This window comes from Frigidibacter sp. RF13 (assembly GCF_026626305.1).
Lineage (GTDB): Bacteria > Pseudomonadota > Alphaproteobacteria > Rhodobacterales > Rhodobacteraceae > TMP-24.
In genome coordinates this window covers 721975-735446 of the sequence record NZ_JAPNUE010000001.1, presented here as the reverse complement: position 1 = coordinate 735446, position 13472 = coordinate 721975, and the positions used below count along the sequence as shown (strand labels likewise).

Sequence of the window (13472 nt, the reverse complement as noted above, 5' to 3'; positions counted from 1 at the left end):
CGACGGCTGACTGAGGAAGACTGGGGACAGAAGACGATGGCAGAGTTTCTCGCAACACCTCTTGGGACTGTGGTGCTGATCGCGTTGCAGGGCCTTCTGGTCATCGGCTTCGTGATGATCTCGCTTCTCTTCCTCGTGTACGGCGACCGCAAGATTTGGGCCGCCGTCCAGATGCGGCGCGGCCCGAACGTGGTCGGGGCCTTCGGCCTTTTGCAATCCGTGGCCGACGCGCTGAAATATGTGGTGAAGGAAATCGTCGTGCCCGCGGGTGCGGACCGGTTCGTCTTCTTCCTCGCGCCGATGCTGTCGTTCGTTCTGGCCATGCTCGCCTGGGCGGTCATTCCTTTCAACGACACCTGGGTGCTGGCCGACATCAACGTCGCCATCCTTTACGTTTTCGCCATCTCCTCGCTTGAGGTCTACGGCGTGATCATGGGTGGCTGGGCGTCGAACTCGAAATACCCCTTCCTCGGCTCGCTGCGGTCGGCCGCACAGATGATTTCCTACGAGGTTTCGCTGGGCCTGATCATCATCGGCATCATCATCTCGACCGGGTCGCTCAATTTCGGCGATATCGTCCGCGCGCAGGATACCGGATACGGCCTTCTGGGCTGGTACTGGCTGCCGCACTTGCCGATGGTCGCGATGTTCTTCATCTCGACGCTCGCCGAAACCAACCGCCCGCCCTTCGACCTGCCGGAGGCGGAATCGGAACTCGTCGCGGGCTATCAGGTCGAATATAGCTCGACCCCCTTCCTCCTCTTCATGGCCGGCGAATATATCGCCATCTTCCTGATGTGCGCGCTGATCTCGCTGCTCTTCTTCGGCGGCTGGCTCTCGCCCGTTCCCGGCCTGCCCGACGGCCCCATCTGGATGGTCGCGAAGATGGCCTTCTTCTTCTTCATGTTCGCCATGGTGAAGGCCATCGTGCCGCGCTACCGCTATGACCAGCTGATGCGGATCGGCTGGAAGGTCTTCCTGCCCCTGTCGATCGGCTGGGTTGTGGTCGTGTCCTTCCTCGCGAAGTTCGAAATCCTCGGCGCCTTCTGGGCCCGCTACACGATGGGGGGCTGAGCGATGGCCAACGTCGACTATACCCGCGCCGCGAAATACTTCCTGCTCGCCGACTTCTGGGCGGGCATGAAGCTGGGGCTGAAGTATTTCTTCGCGCCCAAGGCCACGCTCAACTACCCGCATGAGAAGGGCCCGCTGTCGCCCCGCTTCCGCGGCGAACATGCGCTGCGCCGTTATCCCAACGGCGAAGAACGCTGCATCGCCTGCAAACTGTGCGAGGCGATCTGTCCGGCGCAGGCGATCACCATCGACGCCGAACCCCGCGAAGACGGCTCGCGCCGCACCACGCGCTATGACATCGACATGACGAAATGCATCTACTGCGGCTTCTGCCAGGAGGCCTGCCCGGTCGATGCCATCGTCGAAGGCCCGAACTTCGAATTCGCGACCGAGACGCGCGAGGAACTCTTCTACGACAAGGCCAAGCTTCTGGCGAACGGCGAGCGCTGGGAAGCCGAGATCGCCCGCAACCTCGAACTCGACGCGCCCTACCGGTAATCCGCCCATGACCGACGAATTCCAGAAACTCTTCGCGCAGATGATGGCATCGGGTCAGGAAATGGCCCGCGCCTTCAACCCTGCCTTGGAGAATTTCAAGGGGTTCGATGTCGAGAAGCTGTTCCCCACCATGTCGAAGGACATGCTGGAAATGTGGTTCGGCAAGACCTTCAACAAGGAAGGCCTCGATGCCCGCACCCGGCTTCTGGTCACGGTCGCGGCGCTGACGGTTCTGGGCGCGCAGGGCGAGCCGCAGATGCGCCTGACCATCCGCCACGCGCTGGAAGCGGGTGCCACCAAACGCGAGATCGCGGAAGTGATCTGGCAGATGTCCATGTTCGGCGGGGTCCCCGCCATGACCCGCGCGCTGGAGATTGCGCAGAAGGTCTTTGACGAGACGGAGAGCAACGCATGACATTCGCGGATTTCGCCTTCTACCTCTTCGCGGTGCCGGTCGTTCTGGCGGGCCTGATGGTGGTTCTGGCCCGGAACCCGGTCCATTCGGTCCTGTGGCTCATTCTCGCCTTCCTCTCCTCCTCGGGCCTTTTCGTGCTTCTGGGGGCCGAGTTCGTGGCGATGCTTCTCGTCATCGTCTATGTGGGCGCGGTCGCGGTTCTCTTCCTTTTCGTTGTGATGATGCTCGACATCGACTTTGCCGAGCTGAAGGGCGAGATGGCGAAGTACATGCCGCTCGGACTGCTGATCGGGGTGGTGATCCTGATGCAACTGGGCATCGCCTTCGGCGGATGGACGGCCTCGGAAGGAGCGGAGGGCGCGCGTCAGGCGGTGACGCCCGAGGGCGTCGAGAACACGGCGGCGCTTGGCCTTCTCCTCTACGACAAATACATCCACCTCTTCCAGCTTGCAGGCCTGATCCTGCTGGTCGCCATGGTCGGCGCCATCGTCCTGACCATGCGGCATAGGAAGGACATCAAGCGCCAGAACGTGCTTCAGCAGATGTGGCGCGATCCGGCCAAGGCAATGGAGCTGAAGGACGTCAAACCGGGGCAGGGGCTGTGACCCTGCGGAGAACCGGAGATGACAGAATGAAACCGATCCTAGCCAGCTTCCTCGCCGCGACCATCGCGCTCGCTGCCCCCGCGGGCGCGCTGACGACGAAGAATGTCCAATGCGACAACCCCGGCGTCGGCAAGGCGGCCGGCATCTGGGCGAAGGGACAGTTCGCGATGTTCGACCATTGGGCGGTTGCGGGGGACAGCCTTGGAGCCCGCACCCTGAATGTCGCGGACTGCAAGGCGGGCCGGTTACTGGCGGCGAGCCATCCGGAAGAATATCAGCTCGACACCGCGACGGATGTCGCATTCGAGGTGATCCGGGGCGGCGAGACGGATCTGGGCGTAGTGAAGCACCTGCTGTCGCAGAAGGGTTTCACCGTGGCGGAGAGCGAGATCGCGGCAGGCGACTGCGTCTGCTCGGACGAGATATTGAACGAGGCGGCGGGTTGAGCCGCAAGTCCCGGTCTATGCCGGGGCGGAAGAGATGATCGGGGCAACCCCGGAGGGACGGACGAATGATCGGATTGACACATTACCTTGGCGTTGCCGCGGCACTCTTCGTGATCGGCATCTTCGGGATCTTCCTGAACCGGAAGAACGTGATCGTCATCCTGATGTCGATCGAACTGATGCTTCTGGCCGTGAACATCAACTTCGTCGCCTTCTCCTCGTTCCTCCATGACCTCGCGGGCCAGGTCTTTACCATGTTCGTCCTGACCGTCGCCGCCGCCGAGGCCGCGATTGGCCTTGCGATCCTCGTGACCTTCTTCCGCACCCGCGGGACCATCGACGTCGAAGACGTCAACGTGATGAAAGGCTAAGGGCGCGCCATGCTGCAATTCATTCTCCTCGCCCCCCTCGCCGCTGCGATCATCGCCGGTTTCGGCTGGCGCCTGATCGGGGAAAAGGGCGCGCTTGTCCTGACGACCGGTGTTCTGTTCGTGGCCTGCGCGCTGTCGTGGATGACCTTCCTGACCTTCGACGGCACCACCCAGCACGTCCATATCCTGAACTGGATCCAGTCGGGCTCGCTCGACACTTCCTGGTCGATCCGCCTCGACCGGCTGACCGCGATCATGCTGGTGGTGGTGACCTCGGTCTCCTCGCTCGTTCACCTTTATTCGTGGGGCTATATGGACCACGACGTGAACTGGCATGAGGGCGAGGTCTACAAGCCGCGTTTCTTCGCCTATCTCTCCTTCTTCACCTTCGCGATGCTGGCGCTGGTGACGGCCGACAACCTCGTCCAGATGTTCTTCGGCTGGGAGGGTGTGGGCGTCGCTTCCTACCTCTTGATCGGCTTCTACTACCGCAAGCCAAGCGCCAACGCCGCCGCGATCAAGGCCTTTGTCGTGAACCGCGTGGGCGACTTCGGCTTTGCGCTCGGCATCTTCGGCCTCTTCTATCTCGTCGATTCCATCAACATGGATGATGTCTTCGCCGCCGCGCCCGCGCTTGCCGAGACGCAGCTCAGCTTCCTCTGGACCGACTGGAACGCAGCAAACCTCTTGGCCTTCCTTCTCTTCGTCGGTGCGATGGGCAAGTCGGCGCAGCTTTTCCTGCACACCTGGCTGCCGGACGCGATGGAAGGCCCGACGCCGGTCTCGGCCCTCATCCATGCCGCGACGATGGTGACGGCGGGCGTTTTCCTCGTCTGCCGCATGTCGCCCTTGTTCGAATACGCCCCCGAGGCCAAGAGCTTCGTCATGTATGTCGGCGCCGCGACCGCCTTCTTTGCCGCGACCGTGGGCCTCGTGCAGAACGACATCAAGCGTGTGATCGCCTATTCAACCTGCTCGCAGCTTGGCTACATGTTCGTGGCGGCGGGCGCGGGCGTCTATGGCGCGGCGATGTTCCACCTGTTCACCCACGCCTTCTTCAAGGCGATGCTGTTCCTGGGCGCGGGGTCCGTCATCCATGCTATGCACCATGAACAGGACATGCGGAACTATGGCGGCCTGAGGAAGCATATCCCGCTGACCTTCTGGGCGATGATGATCGGCACGTTCGCGATCACGGGCGTCGGTATCCCGCTGACGACGATCGGTTTCGCAGGCTTCCTGTCGAAGGACGCAATCATTGAATCTGCCTTCGCCAGCGGCAACGGCTTCGCCTTCTGGGCACTGGTCATCGCCGCCTGCTTCACCAGCTTCTATTCCTGGCGCCTGATCTTCATGACCTTCTACGGCGAAGCCCGCTGGGGTCATGGGCACGATCACGGCCATGGCCACGACGACCATGGCCACGGGCACGACGATCACAGCCACGGCCATGACCACCAGCCGCACGAAAGCCCCGCCGTCATGACCATCCCGCTTGGCGTGCTTGCTGTCGGCTCGGTGCTCGCCGGTATGGTCTGGTACGGTTCGTTTTTCGGCGACCACCATAAGGTCAACGCCTTCTTCGGCATCGCCGCCCATGACGAGGCGGCGCAGTCCGAAGGCGAAGCGACCGACCATGCGGCCACGACCGAGGCTCCGGCGGCAGACAATCACGCGACCGACGAGGCAGCGGCGACCGAAGGCGCGGCCACCGAGGAGGCGCATGCTGCGGCCGAACCCGGCCACGCGCCCCAGGGCGCGATCTTCATGGCGCCCGACAATCATGTGATGGACGACGCCCACCATGCGCCGGTCTGGGTGAAGGTCTCGCCCTTCGTTGCGATGCTGATCGGTTTCGTGACGGCCTGGGTGTTCTACATCAAGGACGCCACGATTCCCGGCCGTCTGGCAGCCCAGCAGCCGATCCTCTACCGGTTCCTTCTGAACAAATGGTATTTCGACGAGATCTATGACGTCCTCTTTGTCCGCTCGGCCAAATGGCTCGGCAGCTTCCTGTGGAAGCGGGGCGACGGCGCGGTCATCGACGGCACGATTAACGGCGTCGCCATGGGCATCGTGCCCTTCTTCACCCGCCTCGCGGGCCGGGCGCAGTCGGGCTACATCTTCCACTATGCTTTCGCGATGGTTCTTGGCATCGCCGGGCTCCTTCTCTGGATGACGCTCTCGGGGGGCGCGCACTAATGGAAAACCTGCTTTCCATCCTCACTTTCCTGCCCCTCGTCGCGGCGGCGGTCCTCGCGCTTTTCCTGCGCGGCTCTGACGCGGCATCCGACCGCAATGCCAAATGGCTGGCGCTTCTGGCGACCAGCGCGACCTTCCTCCTGTCGCTCCTCCTCCTCAAGGATTTCGATCCGTCAGACACGGGCTTCCAGTTCGTCGACGAGGGCGACTGGATCATGGGGCTGCGTTACAAGATGGGCGTCGACGGGATTTCGATCCTCTTCGTGATGCTCACCACCTTCCTCATGCCGATCACCATCCTGTCGGCCTGGGAGGTGGACAAGCGGGTGAAGGAATACATGATCGCCTTTCTCGTCCTCGAAGGGCTGATGATCGGCGTCTTCACCGCGCTTGACCTAGTCCTTTTCTACCTCTTCTTCGAGGCAGGCCTCATTCCGATGTTCCTGATCATCGGCATCTGGGGCGGCAAGGACCGGATCTATGCGTCCTTCAAGTTCTTCCTCTATACTTTCCTCGGCTCGGTGCTGATGCTGGTGGCGATGATCGCCATGTACCGAGACGCGGGCACCACCGACATTCCGACGCTGATGACGCATCAATTCGCGTCCGACACGATCGGGCTTTTGGGCTTCCATATCGTCGGCGGCGTGCAGACTTTGCTGTTCCTCGCCTTCTTTGCGTCATTCGCGGTGAAGATGCCGATGTGGCCGGTCCATACCTGGCTGCCGGACGCCCACGTGCAGGCGCCGACGGCGGGTTCCGTGATCCTGGCGGCAGTGCTTCTGAAGATGGGCGGTTATGGCTTCCTGCGCTTCTCGCTGCCGATGTTCCCGATCGCCTCGGACCTCTTGACACCGCTCGTCTTCTGGATGTCGGCCATCGCCATCGTCTACACCTCGCTCGTGGCGCTGGCGCAGTCCGACATGAAGAAGCTCATCGCCTATTCCTCGGTCGCCCACATGGGCTACGTCACCATGGGCATCTTTGCGGCGAACCAGCAGGGCGTCGATGGTGCGATTTTCCAGATGCTCAGCCACGGCTTCATCTCGGGCGCGCTCTTCCTTGGCGTCGGCGTCATCTATGACCGCATGCACACGCGCGAGATCGACGCCTATGGCGGCCTCGTTAACCGCATGCCGGCTTACGCGCTGATCTTCATGTTCTTCACCATGGCGAACGTGGGCCTGCCCGGCACCTCCGGCTTCGTGGGCGAATTCCTGACGCTCATGGGCATCTTCCAGGTCAACACCTGGGTCGCCGCCGTGGCGACTTCGGGCGTGATCCTCAGTGCCGCCTACGCGCTCTGGCTCTATCGCCGGGTGGTTATGGGCGAGTTGGTCAAGGATGCGCTCAAAGGCATCACCGACATGAGCTTGCGCGAAAAGGCGGTGATGGCACCGCTCGTCGCGATGACCCTTCTCCTCGGCATCTATCCGTCGGTCGTCACCGACCGGATCGGCCCGTCCGTCGCGGCCCTTGTCGAAACCTACCATGCCGCCATTCCGGCCGCGGATACCGCGACCGAAACGGCCAGCCATTGAGGACGCATCCCCGTGGAACAGACTGATCTTTCCATCGTTCTGCCCGAAGTGGCGCTGGCGCTTTACGCGATGGCAGCCCTGATGCTTGCGGTCTACACTTCGAAGGACGGGCTTGCGCGCCTGCTGACATGGACGACCGTCGCGGTCTTCCTCGGCGTCGCCGCCTGGGTCGGGCTCTGCCCGGTGCCGGAGGGCAGTGCCTTCGGTGGCGCCATCGTGTCCGACGCCTTTGCCCGTTTCGCCAAGGTGACGCTGCTTCTGGGCGCCGCAGGCGTTCTCGCGATGAGCGAGGACTGGATGGCGCGCGAGCGCCTCGCTCGGTTCGAATATCCGATCCTAATCACCTTCGCGGTGATCGGCATGATGGTCATGGTTTCCGCGGGCGACCTCATGTCGCTTTATATGGGGCTCGAGCTGCAATCCCTGTCGCTTTATGTTGTCGCAGCCTTCCGCCGTGACAGCGTGCGATCGAACGAAGCAGGCTTGAAGTATTTCGTCCTCGGCGCGCTTTCGTCGGGCCTCCTGCTCTATGGTGCCTCGCTGATCTACGGCTTCACCGGCACCACCGCGTTCAGTGGCATCATCGCTGCGGCGACCGACGGTCATCTGACCACCGGCGCGCTCTTTGGCCTTGTCTTCCTGATCACCGGTCTTGCCTTCAAAGTCTCGGCCGTGCCGTTCCACATGTGGACGCCCGATGTCTATGAAGGCTCACCGACGCCCGTCACCGCTTTCTTTGCGACCGCCCCCAAGGTCGCCGCGATGGGGCTCTTTGCCCGGGTGATGTTTGACGCTTTCGGCGGCGCCGTCGCCGACTGGAGCCAGGTCGTGGCTATGCTCGCCGTCCTGTCGATGTTCCTCGGTGCCGTGGCCGCGATTGGCCAGACCGACATCAAGCGCCTGATGGCCTATTCCTCTATTGCCCACATGGGCTTTGCGCTTGTGGGCCTCGCCGCCGGGACTGAGGGTGGCGTGCAGGCGATGCTGACCTATATGGCGATCTATGTGGCGATGAACCTCGGCACCTTCGCCTTCATCCTGTCGATGCGCCGGGGCGAGGCGCATGCGACCGACATCGCCGATCTGAATCTGATCTCGAAGAGCGAACCGACGAAGGCACTCGCCCTCCTCGTCCTGATGTTCTCGCTCGCGGGTGTGCCGCCGATGCTCGGCTTCTTCGCCAAGTTCGCGGTCCTGAAGGCGGCGGTCGATGTGAACATGGGCTGGCTTGCGGTTCTGGCAGTGATCGCCTCGGTCATCGGCGCCTTCTATTATCTGCGCATCGTCTATTTCATGTATTTCGGCACCGAGCGCGAGGGCGTCAGCCTGCGCATGGCGCCGATGCCCTGGCTGATGCTGATGGGGGCGGCTCTCGTGATGGTCCTTGGCGCGATCAACCTCTTCGGGATCGAGGGCGCGGCGGCGGCGGCGGCGCAGGCGCTTGTCCGCTGACGCCGCAGACTGGCCCGACACCTACGCCCGCCATGTGCTGGCCGAGGTCGACAGTACCAATTCCGAAGCCGCGCGGCTTGCACCTGGCCTAACCCGCCCCACCTGGATCATGGCACGCCATCAGACCGGTGGGCGGGGTCGCCGGGGCAGGGCCTGGGTCAGCCCCGAAGGCAATTTCTTCGCCTCGCTGGTGATGCGCCCGACGGGCGATCCGGCGCAGGCGGCACTGCGAAGCTTCGTAGCGGCATTGGCGCTCGATGACGCACTCGGGGCGCTTGTCGGGCCTGCCGGGCGCTTCACACTGAAATGGCCCAATGACGTCCTTCTGAACGGCGGCAAGGTCGCGGGGATATTGCTGGAAAGCATAGGCCAGGGCCCCAAGGTCAATCATCTGGTGATTGGCATCGGCGTGAACCTGATCGCCGCCCCGCCCGCCGATGCGGTCGAGCCCGGCGCCCTGACGCCGGTGTCTGTGCTGGGCGAGACCGGTCTGCGTTTCACGCCCGACGAACTGCTCGACCAGCTCGGACCGGCCTTCGCGCGTTGGGAAGATCAGTTCACCGCCTATGGCTTTGCGCCCATCCGCACGGCGTGGCTTGGCCGCGCCGCACGGCTTGGCCAGACCATCCGCGCCCGCACGATGGCCGAGACCTTCGAAGGCCGCTTCGAAGGATTGGCCGAGGATGGGGCGCTCGTGCTAGGAACCGATCAGGGCCGCCGGACGATTTCGGCCGCCGACATCTTTTTCTGAGAGGGGTCGGGCATGCTGCTTTGCATCGACTGCGGCAATACCAATACGGTCTTTTCGATCTGGGACGGCACCCGCTTCATCGGCACCTGGCGGATATCGACCTCGCATCAGCGTACGGCCGACGAATATTACGTCTGGCTCTCGACCTTGATAGAGGCGGAAAGGCTGGATTTCGGCATCTCCAGTGCCATCATCTCTTCGACCGTGCCGCGCGTCGTCTTCAACCTGCGGGTTCTATGCGACCGCTATTTCGGCTGCCGTCCACTTGTGGTGGGCAAGCCCGACTGCGCGCTGCCCGTCGCGCCCCGTGTCGATCAGGGCACGACCGTCGGTCCCGACCGGCTGGTCAATACTGTTGGCGGTTTCGACCGGCATGGCGGCGATCTGATCGTGGTCGATTTCGGCACTGCTACCACATTCGATGTGGTCGACCGGGACGGCGCCTATATCGGCGGCGTGATCTCCCCCGGCGTCAACCTCTCGCTCGAGGCGCTGCATATGGCCGCCGCCGCCTTGCCGCACGTGGATGTGACGAAGCCCGCGCAAGTGATCGGCACAAACACCATCGCCTGCATGCAGTCCGGAGTCTTCTGGGGCTATGTCGGCCTTGTCGAGGGCATCGTGCGGCAGATCCGCACCGAGCGCGCCCGGCCGATGAAGGTGATCGCCACCGGGGGCTTGGCCTCGCTCTTCGAACAGGGCACAGAGATATTCGACACCGTTGAGGATGATCTGACCATGCATGGCCTCGTCCTCATCCAAAAACACAATGCCGGACTGGAAAAAGAATGACTGACGAACGCCTGATCTACATGCCGCTCGGCGGCGCCGGAGAGATCGGCATGAACTGCTATGTCTACGGCTACGGCCGACCGGGTGAGGAGCGGCTGATCGTCGTCGACCTGGGCGTCGCATTCCCTGACATGGATACGTCGCCCGGCGTCGATCTGATCATGGCGGATGTGACCTGGCTCATCGAGAACCAGAGCCGGATCGAGGCAATCTTCATCACCCACGCGCATGAGGATCACCTGGGCGCGCTTGGCCATCTCTGGCCGAAACTCCGCGCGCCGGTCTATGCGCGCAAGTTCACCGGCGCGCTGGCGGTCGGCAAGATGGAAGAGGCGGGCCAGCCCGCGGATGCGATCCATATTGTCGGGCCCCGTCCGGCGGTGACAGAGGCCGGGCCCTTCCTGGTGCAGTTCGTGCCAGTCAGCCATTCGATCCCGGAAAGTGCCGGGCTGATCATCGACACGCCCGCAGGCCGCGTCGTGCATACCGGCGATTTCAAGCTCGATGGCACGCCGATCGTGGGCGAGCCGTTCAACCCAGAGGAATGGCTGAGGATCGCCACCGAGAACGGTCGGGTCCGGGCGCTCGTCTGCGATTCAACCAATGTCTTCTCGCCGCTGCCCGGCCGGTCCGAGGCGACGCTGGCCGAGCCGATTTCGAAACTCATTTCCGAACAGGAGGGGATGGTCGTTGCCACAACTTTCGCTTCGAACGTCGCACGCCTGAAGACGCTGGCCGAGGCGGGCCGGGCGGCGGGCCGCTCGATCTGCCTTCTGGGGCGGGCGATGAACAAGATGGTAACGACGGCGGTCGAGACCGGCCTTCTGACTGATTTCCCACGCGTCCTTTCCCCCGAGGAGGCGGAGGAAGTGCCGCGCCAGTCGCTGATGTTGATCGTCACTGGCAGCCAGGGCGAACGGCGTGCAGCCTCGGCCGCGCTCAGCCGCGGCAAATATCTGGGGATGGAGCTGAAGGAGGGGGACATGTTCCTTTTCTCCTCGAAGACAATCCCGGGCAACGAGAAGGGCGTGATCCGCATCATGAACGCGCTCTCCATGCGCGGGGTGGATGTCGTCGATGACCGGGGCGGGGCCTATCACGTCTCGGGCCATGCCAACCGGCCGGACCTTGAAGCGGTGCACGAACTGGTGAACCCGCTGATGGTGGTGCCGATGCACGGTGAGCACCGCCATCTGCGCGAGCATGCGGGGCTGGCGCGCGCCAAGGGCATGGCGTCGGCTATCGTCACCAATGGCACGATGGTCAGCCTGTCGGGCGCGGCGCCTGCGGTCGTCGAGCAGATCGAGGCCGGGCGGCTCTATCTCGACGGGACGGTGCTGATCGGCGCGATGGATGGCGTAGTGCGCGACCGGATCCGCCTGGCGCTGAACGGCGTCGTCTTCGCGACCGTGATCATCGACGAGGATGGCGCGCCCCTCGGCGACGCGTGGGTCGAGCTGATGGGCCTGCCAGAGACCGGCGCAACCGGGAAGGCGCTGGCTGACGCGATCGAGGACGAGCTGGGCGAGTTCCTCGAAGGTGCCCCTGACAAGGTGATCGGCGACGATGGCAAGCTCGACGAGGCGATCAAGCGCATCGTCCGCCAGGTTGCGGCCGAAGAGGTGGGCAAGAAGCCCGAGGTCAGCGTGGTGATCAGCCGCCTGATGGCCGAATAGGGGCGCCGGACAGGCGCCCCGCAGGCGCCTCATCGAGCACGGCGTGCACTCTTCGGGCCTGACGCGCCCCTGTTCAGGCGTCTCCGGCGGCCTTGGCCTGCGGCAGGCCGCGCATCAGGAAATCGGGCACATGGTCGCCCATACCCACAACCGGCTCCTCGCGCCGGTCCCGGCGCTCGCCGCGCTCGGGCCGTTCTGAACGGTTGTCGGACCGCCGCTCGCGCTTGCGGTCGTCTGGACGGCTGTCGTTACGGACCGGCGCGGGGGGCGCAAGCGCCTCGGTCACTTCCGCGACCAGGATCGGTTCGGCCACGACCGGCGCCATCGACGCTTCCTGGCCGTGCTCCTTGATCGGGCGCGACCGCTTTTCCTCGCGCCCCGGGCGGGCGGGGCGGGCGCCACGGCCCTTGGCGCCATCGTCCTTGCGCGGCGGCTTCTGTGCCGCCTCCGACAGGGCGAAGCCTTCAGGAACCTCGCCGCGCGGGATTTCCTTTTTCACCAGAGCCTCGATCTGGTCGAGATATTTCTGGTCGGCGGGTGTCGCGATGGAAATCGCCGTGCCCTTGCGGCCTGCGCGCCCGGTGCGGCCGATCCGGTGGACATAATCCTCGGCATGGCTTGGCAGGTCGAAGTTGAACACATGGCTCACCGCCGGAATGTCGAGCCCACGCGCCGCGACGTCCGAGGCCACCAGGTATTGCAGCCGCCCCTCGCGGAAGTCGTCAAGTGTGCGCATCCGCTGGCTCTGGTCCAGATCGCCATGGATCGGCGCCGCGTTGAAACCGTGGGTTTTCAGCGACTTGGCGACGATATCCACCTCGGTCTTGCGGTTGCAGAAAAGAATGGCGTTGGTGCAGGCGGCGCCTTCGGCCTTGATTACGGCGCGGAGAAGCTCGCGCTTGGCTTTCGCGGTCTGGTCCTTGCGGGCGGGCGTGATCTGGATCAGCCTTTGTACGATCGTCTCGGAGGTCGTCGCCTGACGCGCCACCTCGATCTTGACCGGCGTATGCAGGAAGGTGTTGGTGATCCGCTCGATCTCCGGTGCCATGGTGGCCGAGAAGAAGAGCGTCTGGCGCGTGAAGGGCGTCAGCTGGAAGATGCGTTCAATATCGGGGATGAAGCCCATGTCGAGCATGCGGTCGGCTTCGTCCACCACCATTATCTGAACGCCGGTGAGGAGCAGTTTGCCGCGCTCGAAATGGTCCAGAAGCCGGCCGGGCGTCGCGATCAGCACATCGACGCCGCGATCAATCAGCTTGTCCTGCTCGCCGAAGGACACGCCCCCGATCAGAAGCGCCTTCGTCAGCTTGGTATGTTTGGCGTAGACGTCGAAGTTTTCGGCCACCTGGGCGGCCAGTTCCCGGGTCGGCGCCAGGACCAGCGAGCGCGGCATGCGTGCCCGCGCGCGGCCCTTCGACAGGAGGGTAATCATCGGCAGCGTGAACGAGGCGGTCTTGCCGGTACCGGTCTGAGCGATGCCCAGCACATCCTTGCCTTCAAGGGCGGGCGGAATGGCGCCGGCCTGGATCGGAGTGGGGTTTTCGTAGCCGGCTTCGGCAATGGCTTGCAGGACCCGGGGGTCCAGTTTCAGGTCGTTGAACTTGGTCATAAGCGTCCATCAGGTCGCGGCATCGGGCCGCAAGGGTGAA

Annotated in this window: 13 protein-coding genes; 12 read left to right on the top strand and 1 reads right to left on the bottom strand. The window is 63.7% G+C overall.

The window, feature by feature from the left end; all coding sequences use genetic code 11:
• The first annotated feature begins 36 nt into the window (after positions 1-36).
• The 12 genes from nuoH to OU426_RS03530 all read left to right on the top strand — a co-directional run bounded on the left by nuoH (position 37) and on the right by OU426_RS03530 (position 11823).
• Positions 37-1074 carry an NADH-quinone oxidoreductase subunit NuoH gene (gene nuoH / locus OU426_RS03585; protein WP_267632468.1) on the top strand — a complete coding sequence of 346 codons (1038 nt, stop codon included), beginning with the start codon at positions 37-39 and terminating at the stop codon, positions 1072-1074.
• Between the two features lie 3 nt (positions 1075-1077).
• On the top strand, positions 1078-1572 hold the full coding sequence (gene nuoI / locus OU426_RS03580; RefSeq protein ID WP_267632467.1) for an NADH-quinone oxidoreductase subunit NuoI: 495 nt from the start codon (positions 1078-1080) through the stop codon (positions 1570-1572).
• A 7-nt stretch (positions 1573-1579) separates the two neighbouring features.
• Positions 1580-1987 (top strand): carboxymuconolactone decarboxylase family protein, encoded by a 408-nt coding sequence (locus tag OU426_RS03575; RefSeq protein ID WP_267632466.1) that lies wholly within the window; start codon positions 1580-1582, stop codon positions 1985-1987.
• Positions 1984-2592: an NADH-quinone oxidoreductase subunit J gene (locus tag OU426_RS03570; protein ID WP_267632465.1), complete on the top strand. Its 609-nt coding sequence runs from the start codon at positions 1984-1986 to the stop codon at positions 2590-2592. Before OU426_RS03575 ends, OU426_RS03570 begins: the two co-directional genes overlap by 4 nt.
• Before the next feature lie 26 nt (positions 2593-2618).
• Positions 2619-3038 carry a hypothetical protein gene (locus OU426_RS03565; protein ID WP_267632464.1) on the top strand — a complete coding sequence of 140 codons (420 nt, stop codon included), beginning with the start codon at positions 2619-2621 and terminating at the stop codon, positions 3036-3038.
• A 65-nt stretch (positions 3039-3103) separates the two neighbouring features.
• Positions 3104-3409 carry an NADH-quinone oxidoreductase subunit NuoK gene (gene nuoK / locus OU426_RS03560; protein WP_267632463.1) on the top strand — a complete coding sequence of 102 codons (306 nt, stop codon included), beginning with the start codon at positions 3104-3106 and terminating at the stop codon, positions 3407-3409.
• A 9-nt stretch (positions 3410-3418) separates the two neighbouring features.
• A complete protein-coding gene (nuoL, locus tag OU426_RS03555; protein ID WP_267632462.1) occupies positions 3419-5611 on the top strand; it encodes an NADH-quinone oxidoreductase subunit L in 2193 nt (730 codons plus the stop codon).
• Entirely contained in the window at positions 5611-7152 is a 1542-nt protein-coding gene (locus OU426_RS03550) for an NADH-quinone oxidoreductase subunit M (protein WP_267632461.1), read from the top strand. The genes nuoL and OU426_RS03550 overlap by 1 nt, the downstream gene beginning before the upstream one ends.
• Positions 7153-7164: 12 nt before the next feature.
• Entirely contained in the window at positions 7165-8604 is a 1440-nt protein-coding gene (gene nuoN, locus OU426_RS03545; protein WP_267632460.1) for an NADH-quinone oxidoreductase subunit NuoN, read from the top strand.
• A complete protein-coding gene (locus OU426_RS03540) occupies positions 8594-9355 on the top strand; it encodes a biotin--[acetyl-CoA-carboxylase] ligase (protein WP_267632459.1) in 762 nt (253 codons plus the stop codon). Before nuoN ends, OU426_RS03540 begins: the two co-directional genes overlap by 11 nt.
• 12 nt (positions 9356-9367) lie before the next feature.
• Positions 9368-10147: a type III pantothenate kinase gene (locus OU426_RS03535; RefSeq protein ID WP_267632458.1), complete on the top strand. Its 780-nt coding sequence runs from the start codon at positions 9368-9370 to the stop codon at positions 10145-10147.
• On the top strand, positions 10144-11823 hold the full coding sequence (locus OU426_RS03530; protein ID WP_267632457.1) for a ribonuclease J: 1680 nt from the start codon (positions 10144-10146) through the stop codon (positions 11821-11823). Before OU426_RS03535 ends, OU426_RS03530 begins: the two co-directional genes overlap by 4 nt.
• Positions 11824-11896: 73 nt before the next feature.
• Here OU426_RS03530 and OU426_RS03525 read toward each other — a convergent pair whose 3' ends face one another.
• Complete coding sequence (locus OU426_RS03525) at positions 11897-13432, bottom strand: DEAD/DEAH box helicase (RefSeq protein ID WP_267632456.1); 1536 nt, start codon at positions 13430-13432, stop codon at positions 11897-11899.
• Positions 13433-13472 lie beyond the last annotated feature (40 nt).